The organism is Georgenia muralis, assembly GCF_003814705.1.
Classification (GTDB): domain Bacteria; phylum Actinomycetota; class Actinomycetes; order Actinomycetales; family Actinomycetaceae; genus Georgenia; species Georgenia muralis.
The window spans coordinates 3,442,372-3,469,109 of sequence record NZ_RKRA01000001.1; the positions used below are offsets into that span (position 1 = coordinate 3,442,372).

Genomic DNA, 26,738 nt, shown 5'->3' on the forward strand with positions numbered 1-26,738 from the left:
ATGACACCCGCACTCGTTTCGCCCGATCTCCGAGAACCCGCAACGCCGCCGGCTGCCATCGGGCTTGCGCAGCATGACACGGCCGCCGCTGGAAATGCGCTCAAGAAGGAGGCCTAGGATTCGCCGGCGCCTGCGGCCGTCGTTCCGTTCCGGATAGCCGGGAGCTCGTCCGGTCGGATGAGCGTCAACGTCAACCGTTTGCCTAGCGATCCTCTCGGCGGGTCTTGCTCAGGCGGACGAGCTTGCGCTGCTCGTCGAGCCACGGGGAACCCCGGGTGATTCGGCCTATACGCCGCAGCGTGCCTCCTCCCCGCCGATGCTGGGCGGGTCGCGCACATAGCAGGAGAACCCATCGCCTTGAGGAGTGTCACCACACCGGACTACATCCGCCCGGTGCCGTCACCAGACAGGCGGTGACCGCGGTCGGCGTGGGCGGCCGTGCGCACCTGTCAAGAGACTGGCTCACTCTTGGAGGCGACCCGTGCCGAACTACGACCAACCTGTCAGCTCGGGGCTCGAGGCGGCCGAGGCCATGAGGGCACTGGCTCACGCGACCCTGAATCTCGTCGACAAGCCCGAGGACACCTTCAGCGTGTTGGGTGACATGCTCTCGATCACCAGCTCGTACGTGAGCGTCCTCGACAACCTTGCCGACGCCCACGAGCGCAAGATCGGCGACGCCCACGACGACCAAGACAGAGACCTGGTGGCCGGGCGGGAGCTGGCACTCGCGGCGGCACAGAGCCTGCGCCGCGCCTCCTTCCAGATCGCCGATGCCTACCGGCACGTCGATCACGCCACCGACATGTCGGCCCAGATCGTGTGGTTCCCAGACGCCGCTGCCCCGGTCGCTGAAGACCAGGCCCGCCCCGTCGGCCCGACCTCGACCGTCGCACGTGTACGCGGTACTGACGGTCGCGCATCACCGGCACCCCCGGCACCGACGCCGCGGTCCCGCACCGCGGCGGTACCGGACGGGCGGTCGCTGTGAACGTCGAGCGGCTGCACACCGTCGTCCTCATCACACCGAACGGGGAACGGCGCCGTCTGCGCAAGGCCCGCCGCCGGGCCGCCGCCAGGATCGGCGCCGACGACCGGGCCGCCCGGCGCGACGCGGCCCGAGCCCGCCGGGTGGCCGAGGCCGCGGAGCGGCGCGCAACCGTGATCCTGCCCAAGGCCGGCGAGCCCGGGCCCGCGGCCCTGCGGACATCGGGCAGGTTCCGCCTGCCCAAGCATCAGGACACCTCCGCCACCTGGGGCAGGGCCTACCCGTTCCTCGCCGAGGGCGGCCTCGGCGCGGACGGGATGTTCGTCGGTCAAGACCTCTACTCGGGGTCCGCGTTCGTCTACGACCCGTGGGTGCTGTACGCGCGCGGCCTGATCACCGCTCCGAACGTCGTCGTCGCCGGCATCGTCGGCTCCGGCAAGTCCTCGCTCGCGAAGTCGCTGTGCACGCGGTCCATCTCGTTCGGACGACGCGTCTACGTCGCGTGCGACCCGAAAGGCGAGTGGACCCCCGTCGCCCAGGCCGTCGGCGGGCAGGCCATCACGCTGGGCCATGGGCATCGCACCAGGCTCAACCCTCTCGACCCGGGCCACCGCCGCACCGATCTCGATGACGCCGCGTGGGCAGCTCAGCTCGCCGCGCGTCGCCGAGACCTGCTCGGCGCGCTCGCCGAGACGGTCCTGGATCGGCGCCTGACCCCGCTCGAGCACACCGCGATCGACACCGCCTTGGCCGACGTCTTCCGCACCTCCGACGTCCCGGTCCTGCCGATGGTCGTCGACCGGCTCCTGGCCCCCGACCGCCGTCACGACAGCGACGGGCGCCTGGCCGAGGACGGCCGGTTGCCCGGGCACGCGCTGCGTCGCCTGGTCGCCGGGGACCTGGCCGGCATGTTCGATGGCCCGTCCACCGTGACGTTCGACCCGACCTTGCCGATGGTCACCCTCGACCTGTCCGCCGTGGCGGAGAACGACACGGCGATCTCCCTGCTCATGACCTGCGCCTCGGCGTGGATGGAGTCCGCGCTGCTCGACACCGCCGGTGGGCCACGCTGGGTCGTCTACGACGAGGCCTGGCGCCTCATGTCCCACCCGGCGCTGTTACGACGCATGGACGCCCAGTGGCGCCTGGCCCGCTGGTACGGGATCGCGAACATGCTCATCTTCCACAAGCTCTCCGACCTGGAGAACGTCGGCGACGCCGGCTCCGCCATGCGCGCGCTGGCATCCTCGCTGCTCGCCAACGCCGAGACACGGGTCATCTACCGGCAGGAGTCCGACCAGCTCGGCCCGACGGCCGCAGCCCTGGGGCTCACCCGCACCGAACGCGGCCTCCTGCCCACCCTCAACACAGGGCAGGGCCTGTGGCGCATCCGCGAACGATCCTTCGTCGTGCAGCACCAGCTCCACCCCGCCGAAGCCCAGCTCTTCGATACCTCCACCCGCCTCACCGCCAACGTCTAGAAGTTCCGATGAATATTGACGGTTTTCGCCGGAACTTCAAGGTTCACGAGGTCTGCAGGCTACCTGGGGGTCGATGTTCCTCGAACATCTTGGCTCTCGCTGATGAGGTCGGGGTGTTCGAGGGTGTCGAGGTAGCGGTTGGTGGTCTCGATGCCGATGCCGAACAGGTCGCTGATTCGGCGGGCGTCGCCGCCGGTGGCGTGGACCTCGGCGAGGATGCGGTCCTCACGGAGAGCCTGCGGGCGGATGCCAGCCTGTTTCCAGGGGAAGGTCCTGCCGGCCGGGAGCAGCCTGGGCGCAGAGCGTTGGTGGACGAGCAAGTGTGGATTGCGCGAGTTCGGCCACCTGGCTTGGCGGTGGTCGAGCCACCGAGCGAGGCGTTCGCGGACGGGATCGGCCAGCGGGATGCTGCGTCCGTCGAGGGTGAGGCGACCGTCGACGATGTCGGTCACCAGCAGCTCGGAGACCTGCTTGGCGGTCAGGGCGTGGAACGCGACGAGCGCGACAGCAAGGGCGATCGCAGGGTTGGTCGAGTTCAACTTCTCCCGGATGAGAACGGTGTCCAGCGGCATCGGCACGGTCGCGTTCGCTCTGTTGCCCTTCATGCCGCGCATGGGGTTGGCGAAGATCAGCTTGCGGGCCTTGAGGAGTTTGAACAGGGACCGCAGCCCTTGCTCCATGAGGACACGCTGGCCACCGGTCTCGGGGAGGGCGGCGCGCACCTGGGCGGCGGTGATCTCGGCCAGCGACTGGTGCCCGGCCCCGGCCCACGCGGTGACGGCGGGCACGATGGCGCGGATGCGGATGCGGACGGTCAGCGGGTCGCGGGAGCGTTGCCGGGGCGCGGTGGTGGCGCCGTCGAGCATGACCTTCAGCCACACCTCGAGTTGCTCGCGCATCACCGGCGGCAGGGCGGCGGTCTTGGTGGTGAAGTACGTCTCGATCGGCCGGGGCCGGTCCTCGATGAGCAGTCCGGCGGCGTCGAGCACGTCGAGGGTGGAGATGATGTTGCCGTCATAGCGCGGGAGCTGGAGCACGTCGGAGGCGCGGATCTTCGCGGTCGGGCTCTCGCGGAGGGTCTGCAGCAGCCGCAGGGAGCGGACGACGTCGTTGCGCTGGCGCTTGGACCATCCGAACCGTTCGGCGTGCTCGCGCACGATCACGGCGCAGTATCGGGTCAGCTCGCTGTTCTCGATGAGGGCGCGCCGACGCACGAGCTCTGGGTCGGGCGGCACATCGACGAGGACGGGCTGGACCCACTCGGAGAGCACGAGCTGGTCGGGGGCGGGCCCTGGCCGCCCCCATCCGCCCGGCGTCTTCCACTTCTTCTTCGACGCGCGCGGCTCGGGTGCGAGGCGGCGGGTTCGGCGGCGCTGGAAGTGCATGTTGGCGAAGAACAGCTGCTGGCCGTGCTCGTTGGCCACGACCAGGTCGAGGGCACGGCCGGGTTCTTGCAGCATCCGGGCCTGCTCCAGGCAGAGCCGGCAGGCGCCCTGCTCGGCGATCCAGCTCTCGCGGTGACAGGACCCGCACACGCCCCACGGGTAGTGGGTCCGCCACCAGATGCACGAGGAACACAGCCAGCTCCGCTGGCGATACACGCCCCAGGCCAGACAGCCTCGGCAGGCGCCGAGGTGCCGGGGGCCGCCGGGATGGCAGCGCACACACATGCCCTGGCTGAAGTAGTCGGCCGAGCCGCACTTCTCACACGGCGGCGCGGTGAAGGGGCCACCGGGCAGGCAGTCGTAGCAGAGGTCGACTCTCGGCTTGCTCCAGGCGACCCGTTTGATCATGCACTCGTTGCACTTCGGCGGCGGCCGCAGCCTCGCCTCCGCGCCCGGCGCGGGACTCACAGCGGCGGCTCGGACCGCGGCTTGCCGAACCGGGGCGCCACCCGCGGCGGGACATCGTTGTCGCCGCCCACGGTCTCGGCCTTCTGCGGCCTGCGGGCGGCGACCTTCCCCGGCTCGGGAGTCATCAGGTCCGAGGGGGCACACTCCAGGATCGCGCAGAGCACGTCGAGCTCGTCCAGCCGGATCGTGGGTGGGGTCCCGGCCCACCAGCCTGACATCTTTCCGGCGCTGATCTCCAGGCCCGCGTCGGCGAGCATCCGGCGCATCTGCGCGGACTTCCAGATGCCGCGCTCGGCGGCTCTCATCCTCAGATTCCACTGCACGGTCTGCTCACCCTTCTTCCGCGAAGCGGGCCTCGACCCGCTGGTTGGCGCCTCGCCAGGCCAGCTCGACGTGCTCGCTGCGCACGTGGATATAGCCCGACGTCGTGGAGAGCCACTGATGCCCCAGCAGCTCCTGAATCGCCTTCAAGTCCATCCCGGCTCCGTACAACGAGGAGGCGCAGTAGTGCCGCAGCACGTGAGGCGTCAGCCGACTCGACCAGGCCGGCAGGAACCGCTGAGTCTGGATCGCCAGGCCCCGTCGCAACGCGAAGTCGCTCGCGCGACCGCACCGGCCCAACTCCGCATCGAACCGCTCCGAGGGCAGCAGCGGCGCGTCCGGATCGGCCCAGTCGTCGCCGAACTGGTGACGTACCTCGGCCAGCCACCAGTCGATGAGCTGATCGGCACCGTTGATCGCCGGGACCAGGCGCGCCTTGAAGCCGCGGCCCCGCGAGCCCTTCCCGAACCGCACATGCAGCTTGCCGAACCCGCCCAGGTCAGGACGCCAGTCGCGGATGTCGAGCATCACCGTCTCGGTGATTCGCAGCCCGAGCCTGCGCCACAACGACGCGGCGAAGTAGTCGCGCGCGGCGGGCAGGTACTTGCGGGCCTCGGGGATCGAACCCCGCCACGCGGCGAACAGCTCGTCGACCTCCGCATCGGCCGGCGGCACTCGCACCTTGCCCAGCGATGCGCCGGACTGTCGGTTGAACTCGTCGATCGGCTGCTCGACCACCACCCCGGTCGTCCGGTGAAGCTGGCCCTGATAGCGGGCGATAACGAACTCGTAAAACTGCGCCAGCGCCCCGGCCTTGCCCGCTCTCGTGCTCACCGCATGGCCCATCCGCCGCTGCTCGGCGAGGAACCGGTCCGCGTCCGCGAAGGTCGCCTCCCACAGCGGCCCGGTCAGCGCTCGGGCGAACTCGATGATCGTCGCCCGCGTCGTGCGAACATGCCCGTCACTGAGCCCGGCGGCGGCCATCGCCAGCGCGTACTCGTCGACGATCTCCTGCTCGAAGTCCTCAACATCCTGCGCGCTCCCCAGCGCCTCATCGGTGGCGCCGCCCGGCAGCGCGACGAGGTTCACGAACCCTGCTGTTCACGCTGGTCGACCATGCGTCGATTCTACCGACGTACCGTCAGCCACAGTGACATCTCCTCACCCGGCGTTTCGCGCACGAGGAACCCGCAACCACAAGGGAAACGGCCAATCCGGAAGACGGAGCCGAGAGCGGAACTTCAGTGCATGGAGATTGACCGGCCGGACCACCCGTGACTCCCCATGCGTCCGAGAGCACTGCCGCATGCGGGAACTACGCCGGATTCGCTACCTCGGCGGGAGGAACGAGCCGGTGATTGCGGCCACGACAGGCCAGCGAAGCACGGCCAATCGCAAGGCCACCGGCCTCGGCGCTGGTGCACGCGCCGCCGCGGCTGAGGGTGTCCACAACCCGCGGGCCGTACCGGTCCTTGTCAGTTGAGAGTGGCAGCCATGGACACCTTCGAGACCAGCCCGCAGACACCTCAGATGGCCAGCGCCCGCCGGCTCCTCAAGCGCCGGGCCATGCACCAAGACGAGCTCGATCTCGTCGACGGACTCGTGGCGGCGATGGCGTTCAACGCCCTCGAGATGGCGTGGCCACCGTTCCCGCCCATCGGTGACGTCAGCGACCTGCCGCTGCCGGGCATCGACGACGTCCGCCAGGCCCTCCTGTCAGCGGGCGACTGCGCCACCTCGGTCCAGGAACTGACGCTGCTTGCCGCCGCCGCCCGCGAGCTCAACCGGCCCGGTCGGCCATGACCTACCGCCAGCACAGCGCCGCACTGGCCCACTACCTCCTTGCCCTGGTCGCATCCGGCGGGAGCGAGAACCTCGACGAGGATGGCCTGAAGGTCGCGCTCCTCGGCCGCAACCAGACCCTCAGACTCATCCAGCGGGCGCTGACGACAGCGACCGGTGCCAGTCCCGTCCTCGGCGGCATCCGCACGGCGGCGACGTCACAGGCCTCTGCGACGGCGAGCAGGCGCACGGTCGACGAGGCCTACACGAACCCGGTCATCGTGCTCCAACACGTCCTCGCGAGGTACCCACGCCCTGCCGTCAACATCTCCTTCATGGACGTGCGGGCCGAGCACCTCACCTCACCGGCGGCCGAGCACTGGCACGCCGTCGCACGCACCGCGATCATCGCCGGACACGAGCTCGACAACGAGCGATCCGCATACCGGCATCCGCACCGAAAGTGGGGGCTGGTGGCCGACGCCGCCGCGCTCACTCCGGTCCTGCAGGCGCTCGACCTCGAGCTCCTCGGCGCCGCCCGCCGTATCTACCCCGAGCCCGACGGCCGGCGACCCAGTCGACCTGGCGCCGTCGAGCTGCTCACCGTGACCCAGCACAGCTCGGCGTCGTTCATGGCGGCGGAGGTCAACGCGATCGCCCACACCGGCCCACTGACAAGCCCCAGCGCCCTGGAGACCCCACCTGCCTCGACGCGACCCGTCGCGGTGACGTCACCGGCCGCGCTGCTCGAGGCGCAGCGGCGCCTCGCCGCACAACTCACCACCGCCGAAGACGTCCGCCCGCAGGTGGTCGCCACCGTCGCAGCCGGTCAGGGACTGCTCCTCGCGGCAGCCGCGGACCGCCTCGACCGGGCCGGCCAACACGGACACACCAGCGACCTCGCCCGGGACCTCGCCGGCCACCTCGCCCGAGCGGTCTCCCCATCGGTCGGTGACGTCACCGCCCTCGTCCCCGGCACGAGAGCACCGTTGATCCAGACCCAGCTCATGCTGGACTTCCTCGCCACGCCCCAGCAGATCACCGAGCTGGACCGCGGTGATCTCCTCGCGCTGCGCGCGACGGTGCACCAGAGCCCAGCCGTCCTCGCACAGCTCTCCCGGGCAGCTGACCGTCAGCTCAGCTCGGGGCGCTGGCTCATCTCCTACAGCGAGCACACCCCATACACCTGGGACCGAGCCCGAGCCAACGACGACGAGCCACGCCTGGCCTCCGCGCTGCGGCGGATCACCCAGGTCTTCCCCGCCCACGAGTACACCCTGCCCGTCCGCGAAGGCACCCCCACACCGAGGAACATCATCCCGCCGATCACCCGCTCCCCCAGGGCCCGGCCGGCCGTCCCCCGGCTCGCCGTGGCCAAGAACCACGCCGACTCAGGGGGCATCTCCCGTTGATCAGCTCGCCGCGGGTCGGATCCGCGACGCGTGAACACGGGAGGTCAGGCGGCACTCGCGCACCTTTCCACCGAACATGGTTGGAGGTGCGTGATGGGACGCTGGACACCGGCGGACGCCGAGGCCGCCGCCGCGGTGCGCGAGGCCAAGCTGGACGAGGCCCACGAGCGTCTGGCTGCCGCGGTCGACGCGATGGCCGGGAGCGACGGCTACCGGCGGGCGGTCGAGTTCGCGGCGCGGTTCCGCTCCCGCTCGCTCAACAACGCGCTCCTGATCATGGCCCAGCACGCCGAGGCGTACGAGGCCGGGCGGGTCCCCGCACCGGAGCCGACACTCGTCGCCGGGTACCGGCAGTGGCAGCACCTCGACCGGCAGGTGGTGAAGGGCCAGTCCGGGTACGTGATCCTGGCCCCGGTCACGGCGAGGTACGCCACCGCCGACCCCACGAGCGGGCCCTGGCGGCTCCTGCCCCGCGGTGAAGGCCCCGGGCCGGGTGAGGTCGTGCGCGATCGTCTGACCGGCACCCGGCCCGCTCACGTGTGGGACGTGAGTCAGACCGAGGGCGAGCCGATCCCGCAACAGCCGGTCCCACGGCTGCTGCGCGGCGCGGCCCCCGGGGGCCTGTGGGAGGGGCTGGCCGCTCAGGTCGTCGGCGACGGGTACACGCTCCGACAGGTCCCCACGGCAGGCGGGATCGGCGGCGCGAACGGCCTGACTGACTTCGTGGCCAGAACGGTGACCGTCCGCGGGGACATGGACGACGCCGCCCGGGTCAAGACATTGGCGCACGATCCGTTGACCGCACCAACGATGCGCCTTCCTGCAGTTTCGCCGACGTGACGCCGACGCGACACGCCGGGTGCTGGTCGCCGGGCTCTCGTTGGCTGGGCGGTGTGCTGAGGTCTGCCCCACGACGACGTGAGGGAGGCGTGGGGTGGATGAGAGTGTGGGGCTGTCGCGGGACGTGACGGCGATCGAGGTGATGGCAGTCGGGCAGGTTGTGGTGCCTGATGGTGATCCCGTCGGGGTAGCACTGCTCGACGCTGCCGGCGAGCCGGTGCCGGAGGTGGCCGACTTCTTCGCCTCGATGCTCGCCTCGGGATCGAGCCCGGGCTCGCTGCGCTCTTACGCGATGGATCTGTTGCGGTGGTGGCGGTTCCTCGCGGCGATTGGCGTGCCATGGCAGCAGGCCGGCAGAGGTGAAGCGCGCGACTTCGTGTTGTGGATGCGCCTGGTCGGCCCATCGGGCCGCGCCCGCGGGTACGCACCGGCGACGATCAACCACGCCCTGGCGGTGATCAAGATGTTCTACGAGGACCGGATCCGCGCGGGCGAGGGCCCCGTGGTCAACCCGGTGCCGCCTGCCGAGCACCGCAACGGGCGGCGGGTCCAGGCCCATCACAACCCGATGCAACCGTTCGCGCCGGGCCGGCGGGCGCCGCTGCGGCAGAAGCAGCCCGATCGGATCCCTCGCGCGTTGTCGGACGGGAAGTTCGACGACCTGTTCGCGGCGATGGTCTGCGATCGTGACCGGGCGTTGCTCTCGTTCTACGTCTCGACCGGCGCTCGGGCCTCGGAGCTGCTGAGCACGACGATGGACATGATCGACCCGGGTTCGCAGCGCATCGCCGTGCAGCGCAAGGGCTCGGGGCGCATCCAGTGGCTGCCGGCGTCCGCGGACGCGTTCGTGTGGTTGCGGCTGTACGAGCAGCAGACCCGTCGCCCCGATGGGGAGCGCGCACTGTGGTTGACGCGACGCTCCCCGATCCGGCCGCTGACCTACTCGGCCGTGCGGCGTGTGCTTCAACGCGCGAACGCGACGCTCGGCACGGGGTGGACGCTGCACGACCTGCGCCATACCGCCGCGCAGCGCATGGTCGACGACCCCGGCCTGTCGCTGACCGACGTCCAGTGGGTGCTCGGGCACGAGCACATCACCACCACCCAGATCTACCTACGTCCCCGCGAGGACGAGGTCGTCGCCCGGGTGCAGTCTCACCTGCGCGGTCGTACCGACCGGCCAGCTCAGGCGATGGCTGTCGGCAGCGCGGACTACTCGGCCGAGGTCCTCGAACTCCTCCTCGGTAGTGGTTCTCGTGGCTGATCGCGTCGACCCGGTCGCGTTCCTTGAGCGCGGGGCCCGTCCGTCCCGGCACACGCCTGCGAACAACGGTGCCTTGCGACCGAAGGCGCCGACACCATCGCTACCCACGCCGGCCATTGCGCGACCGACCGTGTGGACCGCGTCCCAGCAGAGTTTCGAGGAAGTCGTCGCGGCCGTCGAAGCGCTCGAGAGTGACCAGCCCCGGCGCCCGGGTCACAGGCGTGAGGCGGTCGCGGGCGTCAGGAAGTTGCTCGACTGGCTGGTGAGGTTCCCGGGTGAGTCCTGGCAGCAGAGGTGGCACGCCTCCTCGGTCGACCAAGCTGGCAAGGAGTGGATCGACCTGATCGGCGGACACGAGGAGGGCCCGGTCCGACGACGCACCTTCACGGGCGCGGCCTGGCGGTTGATCGTGCTCGACGTGATCCGTCCGGACTACGCGTGGCTCTACTCGAACATGGCGTCAAAGCTCACGTTCGACAGGTGCGAGGAGCTGCGCGACCCGGAGGGGTTCGCGCTCATGCGTCGGCTGTGCCAGCAGGATCGCCGGCTGCAACCGACCGACTCGCAATTCTCTTTGCGTCAGCTGGCGAGGGTGCTGATGCACAACGGCGGCAGGCTCGCGGACATCACGCTCGAGGACTGCATCGAGGCCTACCGTGCGCAGGACGGCTACAGCAGCCGTCAGCACTCACACTGGTACTCCCTGCTGCTCACCGCCGGCATCCTGCCGGCCGACAGCCCGCCGACGATCTACGGCGCCTCACGCAAGGGGCAGTTCACGATCGAGGAGCTCGTCGACCGCTACGACGTGCAGTGCCGCCCCATCCGCGACCTGTTCGTGGCCTACCTCTACGAGCGGCGCCCCGGCATGGACTACAACTCCATCCGCTACCTGGCCTCCAAGCTCGTCCTGCTGTTCTGGAAAGACCTCGAGATCCACGAGCCGGGCATCAACTCGCTGCACCTGAGCGATGAGGTGGCCCAGTGCTGGAAGCAGCGCCTGCACGACGTCGTGCGCTACGGCGCGAACCGGGTCGGCCAGAAGCGGCAGGACCCATACACCGTCCTGATGAGCGTGCGCGCGTTCTACGCGGACCTCTCGCACTGGGCCCTGCAAGACCCCGCCCGGTGGGCGCCCTGGGCGGCGCCCACGCCGGTCGACTCGCGCGACCTGGCCGGCATGACCAAGGCCCAGAAGCACGCGCGATCGCGCATGCACCAACGCACCCGCGAGCTCGCGCCACTCCTGCCCCGCCTCGTCGACGCCGCGATCGCACACCGGGACGCCACGCGCGAACGACTCGACGCGGCTCGCCGCACCGCCCCTGGCCACCAGTTCACCGTCGCCGGCCAGACGCTTCGCCGCACCGCCCCGGTCACCGATCCCACGCAGGGCGGCACCGGCCGCAAGGGCGTGATCCGCGCCTACGCCGACAGCGAGCCCGACGTCGTACGGAACCTGACCCTCGAGGCGGAACGCGGGTTCTGGGGATGGGCGCTGGTCGAGGTGCTTCGGCATACCGGCGCCAGGATCGAGGAAGTCCTCGAGATCACCCACCGCTCGTTCGTCTCCTACCGGCTTCCCTCGACCGGCGAGATCGTTCCGATGCTCCAGATCACCCCGTCCAAGACCGACAAGGAACGCCTCCTCGTCATCGGCCCCGAGCTCGCGATGGTCTTTGCCGAGATCATCACCCACGTGCGCCAAGGCGCCGAGCACATCCCACTGATCAGCCGCTACGACGCCGCCGAACGGACCTACAGCCCCACACTGCCGTTCCTGTTCCAACGCCGCTGGGGGCTGCGCGACCACGAGATCACGAAGAACTACGTGATGCGCCTGCTCGACGAGCTGGTCGCCACGGCCAAGATCACCAACAACGACGGCTCCCCCGCCAAGTTCACCCCGCACGACTTCCGCCGGATCTTCGCCACCGAGGCCGTCGCCTCGGGCCTGCCCGTGCACATCACCGCCAAGATCCTCGGCCACGAGTCGATCGCCACGACCCAGACCTACGTCGCCATCTACGACCAGGACGTCATCGACCACCACCGCGCCTTCATCGCCCGCCGCCGAGCGCTACGCCCCTCCGAGGAATACCGCGAGCCCACCGACAGCGAATGGGACGACTTCCTCGGCCACTTCGCCCAGCGCAAGCTCGAACTCGGCACCTGCGGGCGCGCCTACGGCACCGGCTGCCAGCACGAACACGCCTGCATCCGCTGCCCCATGCTCCGGCCCGATCCCACCCAGCACGACCGCCTCGAGCAGATCATCGCCTCCCTCACCGAGCGCATCGCTGAGGCCCACGACCAGGGCTGGCTCGGCGAGGTCGACGGGCTACAGGTCAGCCTCGACGCCGCCCAGCTCAAGCTCGTCCAGATGCAGCGCACCGCCACGAACCTCGGAATACCCACCATACGGAAGCGATGACGCGCCGAAATGTAAGGACGGCACCGAAGCGATCAACGGAATCATCGAACTCCACCGCCGCCTCGCCCGCGACTACCGCACCCGAGACGACTACCGCCTCCCATTCTGGCTCTTCGCGCTTTGCGGTGGATGGCCTGCTGTGATGGGGCGTTCACCACGAGACACGAGGAGCGGATATCAGGCCATGGCAGGTAGATGCCATGGCAGGTAGACGCCATTCAATCCGTGCCGGAGTGGAACGAATTATCGCGAGGCTGCCGCTACCGCCCGCGGCAGTCGGCCGGGGCTCGCACCAAAGGGAGAGAGTCTTGATCGCACGTTCGTTCGCATCCGTGATTACTTCCGCATTTCTCGGTCAAGTCCTCTGGGGTGGTGTACGGGTTCGGCGTGATCCATTCGTGGGGTGTTAGGCGCTGATGGCGCCGGCGACGGCGGGGTCCTCCTGTCCGGGCTCGGTGGTGGTGATGAGGGTCAGGCGGGCCTTGGCCAGGGCGTCGAGGCCGAAGTAGCGGCGGCCTTCGGCCCATTCGTCGTGCTGCTCGGCGAGCACGGCGCCGACGAGTCGGATGATGCTGGTGCGGTCGGGGAAGATCCCGACGACGTCGGTGCGGCGGCGGATCTCGCGGTTGAGGCGCTCGCCCACGGTTGTTGGACCAGATCTGGCGCCACAGGGCCTTGGGGAAGCCGGTGAAGGCCAGGATGTCGCCGCGGGCGTCGTCGAGGTGGGCGTGGACGTCGGGTAGCTGGGTCTGGACGGCGTCGAGGAGCTTGTCGAACTGGGCCTGGACGGCGGGGGCGTCGACCTGGTCGTAGACCGAGTGCAGCATGGCCTTCACGGCTGGCCAGGACGCCTTGGGGCACTTGGCCATGAGGTTCGCGGCGTAGTGCGTGCGGCACCGCTGCCACGCCGCGCCGGGCAGGGTCGCCCCGATGGCCTCGACCAGGCCGGCGTGGGCGTCGGAGGTCACGAGCTTGACCCCGGTCAGGCCGCGGGCGACGAGGTCGCGGAAGAAGCCGAGCCAGCCGGCCCCGGACTCGGCGGTGGCGACCTGGACGCCGAGGACCTCGCGGTGGCCGTCGGCGTTGACGCCGGTGGCGACCAGGACGGCGACCTTGACCACCCGGCCGCCTTCCCGGACCCGCATCGTGAGCGCGTCCGCGGCGAGGAATGTGTACGGGCCGGCGTCCAGGGGCCGGGTGCGGAAGTCCTCGACCTGGGCGTCGAGATCCTTGGCCATCTGTGAGACCTGGGACCTGCTCAGCCCGGTGATCCCCAGGGACTGGACGAGCTTGTCCATCCGCCGAGTCGAGACGCCTAGGAGGTAACAGGTCGCCACCACGCTCGTCAGGGCCGCCTCCGCGCGGCGGCGCCGCTCGAGCAGCCAGTCCGGGAAGTACGACCCGGTGCGCAGCTTCGGGATCGCGACGTCGATGGTCCCGGCGCGGGTGTCGAAGTCGCGGTGGCGGTAACCGTTGCGCCGGTTCGACCGGGCATCGCTCACCTCCCGGTAACCCGCCCCGCAGACCGCGTCGGCATCGGCCGAGAGCAGGGCGTTGATGAACGTGGTGAGCATCTGCCGCAACAGGTCCGGGGACGCCTGGGCGAGGTGCTCCTCCAGGAAGCGGGCAGGGTCGATACTTGATGGTGCGGTCATCGCTGTAGGTCCTCTTCGAGTCGGTTGTGAGAGATCACTCGAAGGATCACGCGGTGACCGCACTCGTCTACGACGACACGCTCACCGGGCTACCGGTACACCACTCTGCAGGACGCAACTCATTTCTCGCGCTATCGGTCGGCGGTATCGGCGTAGCCGTAGCAGCACCGGCTGCAGCCGGACCGGTCCAGGCAACCCTCGTCCAACCCGGTGCCCCAGCGTCCGAGGACCTCTACTGGTCCACTGCACCGGAAGCCGGGCAGCCATCTCACGCGATGCCCGAGTTCAGCATCAACGCAACGTGGGCTGCATGCGGCGTATCTGACGCGAGCACGAAGTTGGTGCGCACCTTCACTCGGGTGGCTTGGCAAAGCGTGCCGGCAGGAAAGGCCTACCTGAAGTGCGGGTCGGACGCGTGGGGCTACCGGCACATTCAAAAAAATCACCAGGCGCACTGGGAAGCGATCGCCGTGTACGACGGGGTGAACTGGCGAACGGCCGCAGACTGGGCAATCGCCGAGACGTTGTTGTACCCCGCGTCGGCCACCTACGTGAGCTCGAACGACACCTACTACTACAAGCGGCAGATCCAGCTCAGAGACAAGTCGACGGGGAAGGTTTTCGCGGTCAAGTATGTGAACGTCATCGTCGCCCGAGCGACACAGAACATCATCACCGCCTACCCGTCGAGTTCCTGAGAGGTCCAAGTGGAGGAAGCACCGTTCGACGCGTTCGTGAAGCAACTGCGCAAGGGGGGCACCGTCGTTGCCGCCTCCCGCAGTGAGGGCACGGTCACCGTCGCATCGCTCGAGTCTGTGGAACTGCCCGAGCCCCTGGAGCTCGATGTCCCAGAGGCCGAGGTGGCTGCGGCCATCTCGATGCTCTCGGACGATGACCGGGAGAACCTCTGGCCGGACGCGTCGCCGCAGATGGCCGGCATCTACTACATCCTCGTGGGCCTCCAGGAGACAGTGCAGACCGCAGAACCGGTGCCGCGCAGGGCATCGTTACGGAACGGCCGCTTTGTAGTCACCAGGTGAGCGAGCATCGGGGGTTCGCGTCATCCAGGCGTGAACCCCCGAACCCCCTACCAGCGTTCGGGAGACGGTAGTTTGTCTCGGTTGCGCTAGCGGCGGTGGAGTTCGACATCCGCCCTTCCACATGCCGCACCAAGCCTCCCGTGCTGCGTGAGAACGACCTCGGGATCGGTTCGCACACCTAACCTCGGCGTTTCACGCGGGGGTGGCGACACGGGCCGGTAGATAGACGGAAGTGCCCGTCTGGTGCGGAAAACTTGGGCTTGTTGAGGTTCCAAGTAGTCCCACGAGAGGGCACTTCCAAGGTGAAGCGTATCGGGTCGGTTCGTCGGTTGAAGGTCAGCGCGGACGGTGAGGGCGTCGTGTCCCACGCCGGGCTGGGGATGCTGCGGGAGCTGGCCGGGTACACCGGTCTGGTCGAGGCGCTCGACGACGCGCTGGCGGACACCTACCGCGGGGTGCCGGTCCACGCACCGGGGCGTGTCCTGACCGACGTCGCGGTCGCGGTCGCCGACGGCGCGGACGCGATCACCGGCATCGCGGTTCTGGGCGACCGGCAGGACGTGTTCGGCCCGGTTGCCTCGATGTCGACCGCCTGGCGGGTGCTGGATCGGGTCGACGCCGACCACCTCGGCGCGGTGCGCGCCGCGAGGGCGGTGGCCCGGGAGAAGGCGTGGGCGGCCGGCGCAGGGCCGGACCTGGACGGTGAGCTGTGCATCGACTTCGACGCCACGATCACGATCGCCCACAGTGAGAAGGAGAACGCGGCCGCGACGTGGAAGCGCACGTTCGGGTTCCATCCATTGCTCGCGTTCCTCGATCGCCCGGAGATCGCCGGCGGGGAGGCCCTGGCCGGGCTGCTCCGGGCCGGTAACGCCGGGTCGAACACCGCCGCGGACCACGTCACCGTCTTGACCATGGCACTTCAGGCGCTGCCGGCGAACGCCCGGCCCCGGCCCGGGAAGACCGATGGCCCGCGGGTGCTGGCCCGCTCGGACTCCGCCGGCGCCACGCACACCTTCGCCGCCGCGTGCCGCAAGGCCGGGGTGGGGTTCTCCTTCGGGTTCCCGGTCGACTTTCGCATCAAGGACATCGTCGACGCCATCCCGGAGAGTGCGTGGTACCCGGCGATCGAGACCGACGGGATACGCGAGGGCGCCTGGGTCGCCGAGGCCACCGACAACATCGACCTCGGCCGGTGGCCGGCCGGGTCGCGGTTGATCCTGCGCAAGGAACGCCCTCATCCCGGCGCGCAGCTGAGCTTCACCGATGTCGACGGCATGCGGATCACCGCATTCTTGACCGACACGCCACCGGGCGTGATCCCAGGGCAGATCGCCGGGCTCGAGCTGCGCCACCGTCAGCACGCCCGCGTCGAGGACCGGATCCGCCAGGCCAAGGCCACCGGACTTCGAAACCTGCCGTGCCGAGCCTTCAACGAGAACCAGGCATGGCTCGAGGTCGTCCTGATGGCCACCGACCTGATCGCCTGGACCAAGCTCATTGCCTTCGCCGACAACCCCGCCCTCGCACGCTGCGAGATCCAGGCCTTCCGCTACCGCGTCCTACACGTCGCCGCCCGCATCACTCGAGCCGCCCGACAAGTCCATCTACGGATCGACAAGACCTGGCGCTGGGCCACCGAGATCGCCACCGGCTGGAGCCGGATACGTACCGCCCTCGGCTGACCGACGGCCCTGCCCCGACGACCAAGGACCTCGGAACCCGACCACCCGGTGCGACAGCCGGGCCCTCGCTATGCCCAGCCTCCGCCGTGAAGGCCCGATCTGCTCAAGATCACCAATCAGAGTTCCGCTCACCGGCCGCGTGAAAGACCGAGGCTAACCCGCATGACATTAGTTTCCCCTGCGGCCTCTCAGCGCTGGTGCAGAAAAGAGCTGGGGCATGTGCGTCTCCACACCCCCGAGGCGGTAGACGCACGCGCCCACCGCGGCGTCGTCGAGGTCGAGGCTGAGACGGTCGCCCTGATGATCGGCGCGGCGCACGGCCTGGACACCGCCGAGTACTCGGTGCCGTACGTGACGTCCTGGGCCGGCTCGGTGCCCGACAAGACCGTGTTCGACGTCGTGACAGCGACGGCCGAGCGCGCCCGCAAGGCCGCCGTCGCGATCCTCGACACGCTCGACACCCTCCAGATCGGCGACGGCGAACCACCCGGCCTGGCCGCCACGCGCGACCAGCGCGCCGTACGAGAGCGCGAGACCCGACGGCCCGCCAGACGGCGCGGCCCCAGCACACGATCGACGGTGGTGACCCGGTGAAGCGCAACGACCCTCAGACCGACCTGGCCAAGGTGCACATTCAGTACGGGCCCGACTGGGCCCCGGTCGTGACGGTGGCCGGCAGACCGTACGACTTACCCGAGGCGCCGGTGCGGATCAACTCCCGGGACCCCCGGGACCTGGGCCGTCTGGTCGCGCTCGACCTCGGTGAGGCCGTGCACGTCGTCGCGGTCAACCCCGAAGGCGGAAGGTACACGCAGATCTGCGAACCCGACCCCTTCCCCGACCCCAGCCGCCCCGTCCCCGTCGCCGCCCCGGTCCAGCCCTCCGAGGCGGTGTCCCCGGTCGAGTTCCCGTTCGGGGTCGTCGGCCGGGGATTCCTGCCCGGGGAGCAGGTGTGCATCGCCGTCGTCGTCACCGCCCGGGACGCCGACGCCGACGGCCGCGCGGCGCTCCCGCTACCCACCCCACTCCTCGAGCGGCTCCCGGCAACGATCGTGCTGCTCGGCCGCACCTCGGGCACCCTGGTGATCCACGACCCCGCCGTGGAGGCTCTCGCGGCCGGTGTGGCATGAGCGGCCCGTCCTCGCCCCGCGGCGGCGACGAGCTGACCAACCTCGGTCTCATCCTGCTCGTCGCCGCGGTCGCGGTCGCGGCCGTCCTGCGGGTGGCCGGCACGATCGCCGCGCACCTCTCGGGCATCGACCCACCGGTGTCGGGCCTCGCCGCCGGGATGAGGGTGCTCGTGACCCCGGGAGACCCCGCGTCCGCCCTCGTCACGCCGGGTCTGAACCCGGCGCTGTACTGGGCGGTGGCCGGCGTTCTCCTCACCGGACTCGGCGCGACGGCTTGGCGAGCGTGGCGGCTGGTCCGCCACGACGCCACCCGAGCCCCGCGCGACCCGCACCGGCTCCCCGGCACCGCTACCCGCGGCGACGTCACCAGGGCCGCCTCCACCAAAGCCCTGCTCGCCCGCTCCCGGACGCTGCGGCCCTCACTGACCAGACCTGTCCCGTCCGACGTCGGCTACCTGCTCGGGTCCTCCCAGGGCAAGGACGTGTGGGCATCGGTCGAAGACTCGGTGCTCGTGCTCGGCCCGCCTCGGTCGGGCAAGGGCCTGCACGTGGTGATCAACGCGATCCTCGACGCCCCAGGGGCCGTCATCACGACCTCGACCCGCCCGGACAACCTCACCGCCACGATGAGGGCGCGCGAGCGGCGCGGTCCGGTCGCTGTCTTCGACCCGCAGCACCTAGCCGACGGACTGCCCACCGGGCTGCGCTGGTCTCCCGTGCGCGGGTGCGAGAACCCCCTCACCGCGATGATCCGCGCCACCGGGTTCAGCTCAGCCACCGGGCTGTCCACCGGCGGGGTCGAGTCCGGCGGGTTCTGGGAGGGCAAGACCCGCACCGCGCTGCAAGCCCTCCTGCACGCCGCCGCCCTCGGGCAGTGCTCACCACGCGACCTGTTCGCCTGGTCCCTGTCCCCCTCGGCCGCCGCGGACGCCGTCGCCATCCTCTCCTCCCACCCCGGGTCCGCGCCCGGCTGGGCCGAGTCGCTCGAGTCCACCATCCACTCCGACCCCCGCACCAGGGACTCGATCTGGATGGGCGTCTCCCTCGCCCTGGCCTGCCTGGCCGACCCCCGCGTCATGGACGCCGTCTCCCCCGGACCCGGTGAGTCGTTCGACCCGGCCAAGTTCCTCCGCGACAACGGCACCATGTACCTGCTCTCCACCGGGGCCGGCGCCTCCGCATCCTGGTCCCTCGTCGCGGCATTCATCGAGGACCTCGTCGAGACCACCCGCGCCCTGGCCGCCGCCTCACCGGGTGCCCGGTTGGACCCACCGCTGCTCCTCGCGCTGGACGAGATCGGTAACCTCTCCCCCTTGCCGTCTCTCCCGGTGCTCATGGCTGAGGGCGGCGGCACGGGGATCACCACCATGCCGGTCCTGCAGTCCCTGTCCCAGGCCCGCGCCCGGTGGGGCGACCACAACGCCAGCGCCATCTGGGACGCCTCCATCGTCAAGATCGTCCTCGGCGGCGCGTCCGTCGCCAAAGACCTCCAGGACGTTTCCGCCCTCCTCGGCGACCGCGACGAGCACACCGACACCGTCTCCATCGGCGACCACGGCAACCGCTCCGTCCAGCGGTCCGTGCGCCGCATCCCCGTCATGCCCCCCGAGACCATCCGCATGCTCCCGTTCGGCACCGCCCTCGTGCTCCTGCGCTCCGCTCCCCCACTCGTCACCGACCTCCGCGCATGGACAAACCGCCCGGACGCGGCCGAGCTCGCCACCGAGCGTTCCGCAGTCGAGCAGACCCTACGTCGGGCCTAGCGTCAGCGGTGGATTTCGTCGAGCAGAGCGGCGATGGCGAGCCGATCCTCGCTTGGACGGCGGATGATCTTTCCTCGTCGGCTCTCAAAGACGTCGAGCGTGACGATCACTAGCTTGATGCCGTGCTGGGGCACGAGCTCACGTCGACGTTCGTCGTAGAGCGACCGTTGCAGGCCACGAGGCACACCAGAGACGGTCAGTCGCTCCGGCTTGTCGAAGAACGTCACGGGTTCGTCGTGTTGGCGCTCATAGAACTCCACGACGAGGTTGAAGTCGGGCCAGTACGCATCGACGGGCAGAGCGACCTGTCGCCCGGTCTTCGGAGACGGATCCCCGAGCAGCCAAGGGAAACGATGCTGGCGAAGCGCCTGCACGCCAAGCACCGCATCACACAGGTCGATCACATAGTGCTCGTCGCTGGATGCCCGGGTGGCCACGGCTGTGACCCTAGACGGGCGTGTCACACATCGCACACCTCCTTGTCGACACGGGCGCTCGCGCAGTAGGCGCCGTCCGACCGGAGGAGGGGGTCGTCATGACCATCCCTGTCCAGCAGTCCCTGGCGGGCTTCATCGCCGGCAACGCGGAAGCCTCGTTCACCGACGCCGGTATCACCCAGGTCCGCTTCCGCCCGGATGCGTCGCCGGGCCACGGGATCGGGCTGTGATGGACGGTCAGGTTCCCTGGCAGTTCGACACGGACCCTGCCGACCCATTCGACGACTTCCTGTCGAACCGGCAGTTCGTCGAGTACGAGGCCGAGCTCGCCGCCGACCTGAACGATGCGGTCGATGCGGTTGGCGAGGTCGAGCCCGTCGACTGGCGAACCCTCACCGCCGTCGAGGCTGAGATGCACTGGCGGTCGCTGGACACGTTCGTCCACTGGCTCCGCACCACCTACGGCCTGCCACCGACCGTGATCCCACCGCTGTGGCACCGCCACCCCGAACTGGTCTGGGAACTGTCCGCGCTCCACACACACTGGATGGCGTGCTACGAACCGGGCGGCTCGGGCTCCGGGCCGATCGCCTGGCACGCCGACTTCGCCGACACCCGCGACCGGCTGCGCGAGTGGGTCGCCACCTCCGGCACCCGCCTGGACCGCGACCGCCCCACCCGGGCCACCTCCTGGCCCGGCGAGCCCACCGTCGCCCCGGCCGACGAGCAGCCCATCACCGATCGGCGGGCCGACTTCGCGGCGTTCGTCGCCGCCGACCTCGACGCCCGCCGCGCCACCAGGGCACAAGCGAACCGCAAGGACTGGGCTGCCCGAGGCCGACGAGGTGCGTCATGACCAGCGGGCCCGATCGCGACCAAGCCCGCGACCTGCGTGCGCTGCGCCGGGAAGCGGACCACGTCGCACTCGACGGCCACGCCACGACGTCCGCCCGCCCCACGCACCGCATCATCGCGACCCATCTGTGGACCATGCTCCGCCACCTTGGGTTCACCGACGGGCGCGTGCTTGCCGTCGGTGACGGGGCCGCGACCCTGCTCGGGCTACCGCACAACGACGACACCTCGCCCCTTTCAGTAGTCGCGGACGTCCCCGCCGCGCACGCCCCGAGCAGCCAGCTCTCAGTGCAGGTACGGACGCCGAAAGCGCACGAGAGGTTCGACGTCGTCATCTGCTCCCTGCCGTACAACGACGTGCGGCTTCAGGACCCCGAGCACGTCGTCCTGCGGCGCGCCGTCCAAGCCCAGCTCGCCGTGACCATGCAACGGCTCACCCGACCAGGCGGGTACGCGGCGCTGCTCGCCTCGCACGACCTGATGGACCACCCGTTCCCCGAGACCCGCCGCCACCTCCACCTGGGCGCCGACCTGCTCGGGGCCGTCCGCCTGCCCGCCGGTGCCCTTCGCCGGCTCCCCGGCCTGGACCTGCCGACCGACCTGCTCGTCCTCCAACGCCGACCCGACCGGGCGAGCACGCGGTCACAGGAGTTCGAGCGCACCACCACCATTCACGTCGACGGCCGCGACGTGGAGATCAACACCTACTTCGAGAACCACGCCGACCAGGTCCTCGGCGCCGTCGGCGCCGACCCGCTCGCCTGGGGCCCCGCCGCCATCACCGTCTCCGCCACACCGGATCGTCTCGACCGAGACCTGGCCGAGGCCCTCGGCAACGTCACCACCCACGCCCTTCGCACGGGCCTGACCTACACGCCCCACGCCACGGGTGTAGAGCCGGAGCAGCCGTCGGTCGCCGACCTCACCCGTCGGCACCACCGCCGGGAGGCCCCCACGCCGTCACGGCCGCACCTGCGCCGCGCCGATAGCCACACCGGACTCGAGCCATGAACGCAGAGGCGAGGACGACACCGGCCGTCCGAACGCTGCGGCTGTGCGTGCCTCGGGCGACCTGTCTCTGGCCGAACGGCTGGTGGCTGACCGCCCATTGTGAGATTACTGACAAGACTGGAGATGAGCGCCATGCGGTCCTCAAAGACGACCACCGTCCCAAGCGCCGCGCTTCCCGCCAACTTGGTCTCGTTGGCAGTCGCTGCCGAACACATCGGCGTCCACCCGAAGACGTTGCGCCGGCGGATCGCCGACGGCACTCTCACCGGCTATCGCATCGGCCGGATGGTCAGGGTGGACCTCGACGAGGTCGCCCGGTGCCTCATCACGACGATCACCACGACGCGCACAGTTGCGTGAGTCTCGGTCCCCGGCGCTCAGGCGATACTGGTCCTTGGCGGTCGTCCATGGGCCTACGGCTCCGGGCCCCTGGGCCTACGCCTTCATCGGGCCGGGTATCGGTGCCGATCGCACCGCCATTTTGCCAGCTGTCCGTGGTCCCAGTCGTATGACGCCGTGGGCCTAACGCCCTCGAACCCGTGCGCCCCTGCACAGTCCAGAGGCGGTTCACGTGGACCGTTTGCCGCCGGTGGCTTTCCGCCGGGAGCCCTTGCGGGCGTCGGGAGCGGGCGTTCTCTTCTTCGCCGCCGTCAGGTCGACCGGCAGCGTGATGAAGTCGTCCAGCGCGACGGCGATGTGAGCGTCGCGTGCCGCGACGGCCGCCTGGTACTTCATGGCCGCGTTCGGGGTGGTGTGCCCGAGGCGGGCCTGCAGCTCAGCGATCGTCGCGCCCGTTCGGGCCGCCTGGGTCGCCGCGGTCGCACGCAGGTCGTGGATGCGCAGGTCTGGCCTGCCGATCGCCTGTCGTGCCTCGTTCCAGACCTTGTGAAGCACCGATTGAGAGATCGGTGTGCCGATGCGGGAGGGGAAGACCAGGCCGTCGGGACCGGCCTGGGAGAACTCGCTCATGTGCGTCTCGAGAACCCCGATCACCGAGGCCGGTAGATGCACGATCCGCGCACCGGCCTCGGTCTTGACCCCGCGCACGACCTTGCCCTGGCCGCGCAGGTTCTGGACCTGCTCATCGACGACGACCCTGCGCCCGACCAGGTCGACGTTCCGGCGACGCAGGTTGCGGAACTCCCCGGAGCGCAGGCCCGACCAGGCCGCCAGCAGGATCATGGCCCGGTACCTCTTGTCGAGGTGAAGCAGCGCCTCAGCGATCTCCTCGGGCGTAGCGATGGTCTTCTTCGACCGGCGTGGCGCTTCGGAGGCGCCACGGATGGTGCACGGGTTGTGGTCGACGAGCCGGTCACGCACTGCGGCGTTGAAGACCGAAGACACGAACCCGTACACCCGCGCGCTCATGGTCGTTCCGGTGTGCTCCTGCAGTCGGCTGTACCAGGCGGTGATGTCGCGGGCGGAGATCGCCCTGAGCGACTTCCCGCCGAGCTCGTCATGAGTAAGGAATCTCTCGACGTAGGTCTCGTACTCCTCGCGGGTGCGGGGGGCGAGCTTGCGGATCTTTATGTTGGCCCCGACGTACTCGTTGAGGGTGACGGTGACACGCGCCACGCGCTGGTCGGGCGGGACCCACTCCCCCCGCGCGATCAGCGCCTCCTCGGCGTACAGCCACGCCTCGGCGTCGATCTTGGTCGTGAAGCTCCGGTGATAGCGCCCGAGATCCGGCCCCCGGTAGCGCGCGCGCCACCCGGTCGTCTTGCCGGTCTTCGCGTTCTTGCGGCGCTCGGTGTTGCCGAACCCCCGCCTGCTTCCTGCTGCCATCGGCTTCTCGCCTCCTACGGACTAGGTGTCTCTCGATCACCAGTCCGTGGGCCCCCTGTGGGCCCACCAGGGGCCCACAGGGGGCATTCAGGTCCTCTTGTGTCCACCTGGGGCGGGCACAGAAAAGGCCCCTGACCTGCGACTTCGCTGGTCAGAGGCACCATCTCTGCGGTGGGCGATACTGGGTTCGAACCAGTGACCTCCTCGGTGTGAACGAGGCGCTCTACCACTGAGCCAATCGCCCGCGTCGGGTCCCACCGGGGGTGTTCTCCGTGCGGCAACCGACTCTAGCGGACGCCGGAGGCGATCGCGAAACCGGCGCGACGGCGCCCCTCCGGTCCAGCCGGCCGGCCGCCCTCGTCGTGGCCGGTGACCTCGCCGGGACGTTCGCGCGGGAGCGGCGCTGGAGGGTAGGGCCTCCGCCTCGCGAGCGTGGGCGGACGCGCCGCCCGCGGGCTTGTGGGGGCTCTCACAGCCCGACGGTGTCACGCTGGTTTGGACTTTGCCAGACGGTCTGGCTAGAGTTCTGGACTGCGCCACCGAGTGAGAATCTCGGCGGGGCACGCGGATGTGGCTCAGTTGGTAGAGCATCACCTTGCCAAGGTGAGGGTCGCGGGTTCGAGTCCCGTCATCCGCTCGGAGGCACCACCACCCGGTGGGGCACAAGCCTTCAGGGTGGCGTGGCCGAGAGGCGAGGCAGCGGCCTGCAAAGCCGTACACACGGGTTCGAATCCCGTCGCCACCTCCACGAAAGGCACCATGGGCGATTGGCGCAGCGGTAGCGCGCTTCCCTGACACGGAAGAGGTCACTGGTTCGATCCCAGTATCGCCCACCAGCACAGCCCCAGGTCGGACACCACCGACCTGGGGCTTTTGTGTCCCCCACTTCGCCGTCCTCGGTGATGGTTCCCCACTTCGCCGTCCTCGGTGGTGACCGCACTCAGCGGGCGAGCCCCGCGTGCCGGGGATGCTTGAACATACAAGTAACAGCCGGGTATTGTTAGCAGCAACGTCAACGTGCAGCTGTTCCCCGTCCCCTTCGAGAGGCCTCCCGTGCAGGACCCCGTTGCGCCCGTCGCGCCCACCCGTCCTCGGACAGGGTGCGCGGCCGAGGCCGTCACCGTCGCGAACCCTGGCCCCGTACCGGTCGCGGCACGATGACGGACGCCGGTGACCTCCAAGCGCCGCACGTGGTGGCACTCGCCGGGTCGACGGACCCCGCGGCGCCCCTCGTCGTGCTGCTGCACGGCCGCGGCTCCTCCGAGGCCGACATCGTCGGCCTGGCCCGCCACCTGCCGACCGGTCCGGCCTACGCCGCCCTCCGGGCGCCCATCCCGGCCGGGGGCGGGTTCGCCTGGTTCGAGAACCGGGGCATCGGCCGGCCGGTCGAGGCGTCGCTGAGGCAGACGATGGCCTGGTTCGGGTCCTGGCTCGACGACGTCGCCCCGCCCGGCCGCCCCGTGGTCCTCGTGGGCTTCAGCGGTGGCGCCGCCTTTGCCGGCGGGCTGCTCCTGAGCCGGCCGGACCGGTTCGCCGGCGCCGCCATCCTCTACGGCACGCTGCCCTTCGACGCCGGCGTCCCCGTCACGCCCGCCCGGCTCGAGGGCGTGCCGGTGCTCGTGGCCCAGGGCGATACCGACACCGTCATTCCGCGCGAACTGCTGGACCGCACCTGGACCTACCTGGTGGAGGAGTCCGGTGCCCGCACGCTCGCCAGGCGCGACCCCGGCGGACACGGGCTCACCGTGGAGACGGTGGCGGAGCTTCACCGCTGGCTCTCGGAGCTGTCGGCCGGTTCTCCACCCCTCCCGGCTGACGACGTCGCGGGACCTCCGCGGTCGTAGCCGCCGGGGCCCCCGAGGGGGGCCGGCGCGATGGGGGTAACGCGCGCGAGGGGGTAACGGCAGTACCCGGACAGCCGGTGACTCCCCCGCCGGCGGCCGGGGTGGTTGTCTGGGACCGTCCTCGTCCCACACACGACCAAGGCGGTCACGATGCACACACGATCTCTCGGCCAGGGACTCCGGGTCTCGGCCATCGGTCTGGGGGCCATGGGCATGTCCCAGAGCTACGGCCCCAACCCCGGCTCCCGGACCGACATGATCGCCGTCCTGCGAGGCGCGGTCGAGCGCGGGCTGACCTTCGTCGACACCGCAGAGGTCTACGGCCCGTACGTCAACGAGGAGCTCGTCGGGGAGGCGCTCGAGCCCGTCCGCGACCAGGTGGTGATCGCGACGAAGTTCGGCTGGCACATCGAGGACGGACGCCCGAACGGGCTGGACAGCCGCCCCGAGCAGATCCGCCGGGTGGCCGACGCATCCCTGCGCCGGCTCCGCACCGACACCATCGACCTCTTCTACCAGCACCGGGTCGACCCCCAGGTCCCGATCGAGGACGTTGCCGGCGCGGTCGGGGAGCTCGTGGCGGCCGGCAAGGTGCGCCACCTCGGCCTGTCGGAGGCCGGGGCAGGCACGATCCGCCGGGCGCACGCGGTGCACCCGGTCACCGCCGTGCAGAGCGAGTACTCGCTGTGGACCCGGGATCCCGAGGCCGAGGTGCTGCCCACCTGCGCCGAGCTCGGCATCGGCTTCGTCCCGTTCAGCCCTCTCGGCAAGGGCTTCCTCACCGGGACCGTGCAGCCCGGCACGACCTTCCCCGCCGGTGACATCCGAGCCACCATCCCGCGCTTCGCCGAGGAGAACCAGGCCGCCAACGCGGCGCTGGTGGACCACGTGCGGGCCCTGGCCGGAGCGAAGGGGGCAACGCCCGGCCAGGTCGCGCTCGCGTGGCTGCTCGCGCAGCAGCCGTGGATCGTCCCCATCCCGGGCACCCGCCGCCTCGAGCGCGTCGAGGAGAACGCCGCGGCCACGACCGTGCCGCTCTCGGCCGACGACGTGGCCGACCTCGACGCCCTCGCCACGCGGGTCGGCGTCCGCGGCAACCGGTACAACGACACCGGCATGGGGATGGTGGGCCTGTGAGCACCTGGACACCCACCAACG

Annotated in this window: 24 protein-coding genes, 4 tRNA genes and 1 pseudogene; 22 read left to right on the forward strand and 7 right to left on the reverse strand. The window is 70.1% G+C overall.

Annotated features, from left to right (window positions below):
- Positions 1 to 481: 481 nt before the first annotated feature.
- Together EDD32_RS15575 and EDD32_RS15580 are read left to right on the forward strand one after the other, a co-directional pair.
- Positions 482 to 991: a hypothetical protein gene (locus EDD32_RS15575; RefSeq protein WP_123918934.1), complete on the forward strand. Its 510-nt coding sequence runs from the start codon at positions 482 to 484 to the stop codon at positions 989 to 991.
- Positions 988 to 2,469 carry an ATP-binding protein gene (locus tag EDD32_RS15580; RefSeq protein ID WP_123918936.1) on the forward strand — a complete coding sequence of 494 codons (1,482 nt, stop codon included), beginning with the start codon at positions 988 to 990 and terminating at the stop codon, positions 2,467 to 2,469. Before EDD32_RS15575 ends, EDD32_RS15580 begins: the two co-directional genes overlap by 4 nt.
- Positions 2,470 to 2,528: 59 nt before the next feature.
- On the opposite strand, the gene EDD32_RS15585 is transcribed toward EDD32_RS15580, so the two are convergent.
- The 3 genes from EDD32_RS15585 to EDD32_RS15595 form a co-directional block, all read right to left on the reverse strand.
- Positions 2,529 to 3,929 (reverse strand): hypothetical protein, encoded by a 1,401-nt coding sequence (locus EDD32_RS15585; RefSeq protein ID WP_123918938.1) that lies wholly within the window; start codon positions 3,927 to 3,929, stop codon positions 2,529 to 2,531.
- Between the two features lie 389 nt (positions 3,930 to 4,318).
- Positions 4,319 to 4,645 carry a helix-turn-helix domain-containing protein gene (locus EDD32_RS15590; RefSeq protein WP_123918940.1) on the reverse strand — a complete coding sequence of 109 codons (327 nt, stop codon included), beginning with the start codon at positions 4,643 to 4,645 and terminating at the stop codon, positions 4,319 to 4,321.
- Positions 4,646 to 4,652: 7 nt separating this feature from the next.
- Positions 4,653 to 5,732: a tyrosine-type recombinase/integrase gene (locus EDD32_RS15595; RefSeq protein WP_123918942.1), complete on the reverse strand. Its 1,080-nt coding sequence runs from the start codon at positions 5,730 to 5,732 to the stop codon at positions 4,653 to 4,655.
- A gap of 405 nt (positions 5,733 to 6,137) precedes the next feature.
- On the opposite strand from EDD32_RS15595, the gene EDD32_RS15600 reads away from it, so the two are divergent.
- The 5 genes from EDD32_RS15600 (at position 6,138) to EDD32_RS15620 (ending at position 12,375) form a co-directional block, all read left to right on the forward strand.
- Positions 6,138 to 6,446 (forward strand): hypothetical protein, encoded by a 309-nt coding sequence (locus tag EDD32_RS15600; protein ID WP_123918944.1) that lies wholly within the window; start codon positions 6,138 to 6,140, stop codon positions 6,444 to 6,446.
- A complete protein-coding gene (locus EDD32_RS15605; protein ID WP_123918946.1) occupies positions 6,443 to 7,837 on the forward strand; it encodes a hypothetical protein in 1,395 nt (464 codons plus the stop codon). Before EDD32_RS15600 ends, EDD32_RS15605 begins: the two co-directional genes overlap by 4 nt.
- A gap of 93 nt (positions 7,838 to 7,930) precedes the next feature.
- Positions 7,931 to 8,677, forward strand: coding sequence for an ArdC family protein (locus EDD32_RS15610; RefSeq protein ID WP_123918948.1), 747 nt, complete (start codon positions 7,931 to 7,933; stop codon positions 8,675 to 8,677).
- 94 nt (positions 8,678 to 8,771) lie between these two features.
- Positions 8,772 to 9,941, forward strand: coding sequence for a tyrosine-type recombinase/integrase (locus EDD32_RS15615; RefSeq protein ID WP_211338860.1), 1,170 nt, complete (start codon positions 8,772 to 8,774; stop codon positions 9,939 to 9,941).
- 262 nt (positions 9,942 to 10,203) lie between these two features.
- Positions 10,204 to 12,375, forward strand: coding sequence for a tyrosine-type recombinase/integrase (locus EDD32_RS15620; RefSeq protein ID WP_123918950.1), 2,172 nt, complete (start codon positions 10,204 to 10,206; stop codon positions 12,373 to 12,375).
- 406 nt (positions 12,376 to 12,781) lie between these two features.
- Here EDD32_RS15620 and EDD32_RS15625 read toward each other — a convergent pair.
- Positions 12,782 to 14,030, reverse strand: a pseudogene (locus tag EDD32_RS15625) (IS256 family transposase).
- Between the two features lie 53 nt (positions 14,031 to 14,083).
- Here EDD32_RS15625 and EDD32_RS15630 point away from each other — a divergent pair.
- The 6 genes from EDD32_RS15630 to EDD32_RS15650 all read left to right on the forward strand — a co-directional run bounded on the left by EDD32_RS15630 (position 14,084) and on the right by EDD32_RS15650 (position 19,648).
- The gene (locus tag EDD32_RS15630; protein WP_123918952.1) at positions 14,084 to 14,728 is read left to right on the forward strand and encodes a hypothetical protein; all 645 of its coding nucleotides are present in this window, start codon (positions 14,084 to 14,086) and stop codon (positions 14,726 to 14,728) included.
- A 9-nt stretch (positions 14,729 to 14,737) separates the two neighbouring features.
- Positions 14,738 to 15,070, forward strand: a complete 333-nt coding sequence (locus EDD32_RS15635; protein ID WP_123918954.1) for a hypothetical protein — start codon at positions 14,738 to 14,740, stop codon at positions 15,068 to 15,070.
- A 302-nt stretch (positions 15,071 to 15,372) separates the two neighbouring features.
- Complete coding sequence (locus EDD32_RS15640; RefSeq protein ID WP_123918956.1) at positions 15,373 to 16,755, forward strand: IS1380 family transposase; 1,383 nt, start codon at positions 15,373 to 15,375, stop codon at positions 16,753 to 16,755.
- 219 nt (positions 16,756 to 16,974) lie between these two features.
- On the forward strand, positions 16,975 to 17,349 hold the full coding sequence (locus EDD32_RS15645) for a hypothetical protein (RefSeq protein ID WP_123918958.1): 375 nt from the start codon (positions 16,975 to 16,977) through the stop codon (positions 17,347 to 17,349).
- Complete coding sequence (locus EDD32_RS18935) at positions 17,346 to 17,885, forward strand: hypothetical protein (RefSeq protein ID WP_170175324.1); 540 nt, start codon at positions 17,346 to 17,348, stop codon at positions 17,883 to 17,885. Before EDD32_RS15645 ends, EDD32_RS18935 begins: the two co-directional genes overlap by 4 nt.
- Positions 17,882 to 19,648, forward strand: a complete 1,767-nt coding sequence (locus tag EDD32_RS15650; RefSeq protein WP_123918960.1) for a TraM recognition domain-containing protein — start codon at positions 17,882 to 17,884, stop codon at positions 19,646 to 19,648. The genes EDD32_RS18935 and EDD32_RS15650 overlap by 4 nt, the downstream gene beginning before the upstream one ends.
- A gap of 2 nt (positions 19,649 to 19,650) precedes the next feature.
- Here the strand turns inward: EDD32_RS15650 and EDD32_RS15655 are convergent, their stop codons facing one another.
- The gene (locus tag EDD32_RS15655; protein WP_123918962.1) at positions 19,651 to 20,085 is read right to left on the reverse strand and encodes a hypothetical protein; all 435 of its coding nucleotides are present in this window, start codon (positions 20,083 to 20,085) and stop codon (positions 19,651 to 19,653) included.
- Between the two features lie 98 nt (positions 20,086 to 20,183).
- Between EDD32_RS15655 and EDD32_RS19845 the strand changes: the two genes are divergently transcribed.
- From EDD32_RS19845 to EDD32_RS15675, 4 genes are all read left to right on the forward strand, one after another.
- Positions 20,184 to 20,315 (forward strand): hypothetical protein, encoded by a 132-nt coding sequence (locus tag EDD32_RS19845; RefSeq protein WP_281274896.1) that lies wholly within the window; start codon positions 20,184 to 20,186, stop codon positions 20,313 to 20,315.
- Positions 20,315 to 20,941, forward strand: a complete 627-nt coding sequence (locus EDD32_RS15660) for a hypothetical protein (protein ID WP_211338861.1) — start codon at positions 20,315 to 20,317, stop codon at positions 20,939 to 20,941. The genes EDD32_RS19845 and EDD32_RS15660 overlap by 1 nt, the downstream gene beginning before the upstream one ends.
- Positions 20,938 to 21,951, forward strand: coding sequence for a class I SAM-dependent methyltransferase (locus tag EDD32_RS18940; protein ID WP_170175325.1), 1,014 nt, complete (start codon positions 20,938 to 20,940; stop codon positions 21,949 to 21,951). Before EDD32_RS15660 ends, EDD32_RS18940 begins: the two co-directional genes overlap by 4 nt.
- Before the next feature lie 123 nt (positions 21,952 to 22,074).
- Positions 22,075 to 22,311, forward strand: a complete 237-nt coding sequence (locus EDD32_RS15675; RefSeq protein ID WP_246006170.1) for a helix-turn-helix domain-containing protein — start codon at positions 22,075 to 22,077, stop codon at positions 22,309 to 22,311.
- 207 nt (positions 22,312 to 22,518) lie between these two features.
- Here EDD32_RS15675 and EDD32_RS15680 read toward each other — a convergent pair whose 3' ends face one another.
- Both EDD32_RS15680 and EDD32_RS15685 read right to left on the reverse strand, forming a co-directional pair.
- Positions 22,519 to 23,736 (reverse strand): tyrosine-type recombinase/integrase, encoded by a 1,218-nt coding sequence (locus EDD32_RS15680; RefSeq protein ID WP_123918968.1) that lies wholly within the window; start codon positions 23,734 to 23,736, stop codon positions 22,519 to 22,521.
- Between the two features lie 172 nt (positions 23,737 to 23,908).
- Positions 23,909 to 23,980, reverse strand: a tRNA-Val gene (locus tag EDD32_RS15685).
- Between the two features lie 320 nt (positions 23,981 to 24,300).
- Here EDD32_RS15685 and EDD32_RS15690 point away from each other — a divergent pair.
- The 5 genes from EDD32_RS15690 (at position 24,301) to EDD32_RS15710 (ending at position 26,717) form a co-directional block, all read left to right on the forward strand.
- Positions 24,301 to 24,373 (forward strand) — tRNA-Gly (locus EDD32_RS15690).
- Between the two features lie 37 nt (positions 24,374 to 24,410).
- Positions 24,411 to 24,484: transfer RNA gene (locus EDD32_RS15695), tRNA-Cys, on the forward strand.
- 13 nt (positions 24,485 to 24,497) lie between these two features.
- Positions 24,498 to 24,572 (forward strand) — tRNA-Val (locus tag EDD32_RS15700).
- Positions 24,573 to 24,893: 321 nt separating this feature from the next.
- Complete coding sequence (locus EDD32_RS15705; RefSeq protein WP_123918970.1) at positions 24,894 to 25,580, forward strand: alpha/beta hydrolase; 687 nt, start codon at positions 24,894 to 24,896, stop codon at positions 25,578 to 25,580.
- 150 nt (positions 25,581 to 25,730) lie between these two features.
- Entirely contained in the window at positions 25,731 to 26,717 is a 987-nt protein-coding gene (locus EDD32_RS15710) for an aldo/keto reductase (protein WP_123918972.1), read from the forward strand.
- The last annotated feature ends 21 nt before the right edge of the window (positions 26,718 to 26,738 follow it).

Excerpts from the sequence above, each read along its gene's own strand:
- EDD32_RS15585 (WP_123918938.1), bottom strand. The coding sequence starts at position 3,929 with ATGCTGCAAGAACCCGGCCGTGCCCTCGACCTGGTCGTGGCCAACGAG.
- EDD32_RS15600 (WP_123918944.1), top strand. The coding sequence starts at position 6,138 with ATGGACACCTTCGAGACCAGCCCGCAGACACCTCAGATGGCCAGCGCC.
- EDD32_RS15605 (WP_123918946.1), top strand. The coding sequence starts at position 6,443 with ATGACCTACCGCCAGCACAGCGCCGCACTGGCCCACTACCTCCTTGCC.
- EDD32_RS15610 (WP_123918948.1), top strand. The coding sequence starts at position 7,931 with ATGGGACGCTGGACACCGGCGGACGCCGAGGCCGCCGCCGCGGTGCGC.
- EDD32_RS15650 (WP_123918960.1), top strand. The coding sequence starts at position 17,882 with ATGAGCGGCCCGTCCTCGCCCCGCGGCGGCGACGAGCTGACCAACCTC.
- EDD32_RS19845 (WP_281274896.1), top strand. The coding sequence starts at position 20,184 with ATGACCATCCCTGTCCAGCAGTCCCTGGCGGGCTTCATCGCCGGCAAC.
- EDD32_RS15660 (WP_211338861.1), top strand. The coding sequence starts at position 20,315 with ATGGACGGTCAGGTTCCCTGGCAGTTCGACACGGACCCTGCCGACCCA.
- EDD32_RS18940 (WP_170175325.1), top strand. The coding sequence starts at position 20,938 with ATGACCAGCGGGCCCGATCGCGACCAAGCCCGCGACCTGCGTGCGCTG.
- EDD32_RS15675 (WP_246006170.1), top strand. The coding sequence starts at position 22,075 with ATGAGCGCCATGCGGTCCTCAAAGACGACCACCGTCCCAAGCGCCGCG.
- EDD32_RS15680 (WP_123918968.1), bottom strand. The coding sequence starts at position 23,736 with ATGGCAGCAGGAAGCAGGCGGGGGTTCGGCAACACCGAGCGCCGCAAG.
- EDD32_RS15705 (WP_123918970.1), top strand. The coding sequence starts at position 24,894 with ATGACGGACGCCGGTGACCTCCAAGCGCCGCACGTGGTGGCACTCGCC.
- EDD32_RS15710 (WP_123918972.1), top strand. The coding sequence starts at position 25,731 with ATGCACACACGATCTCTCGGCCAGGGACTCCGGGTCTCGGCCATCGGT.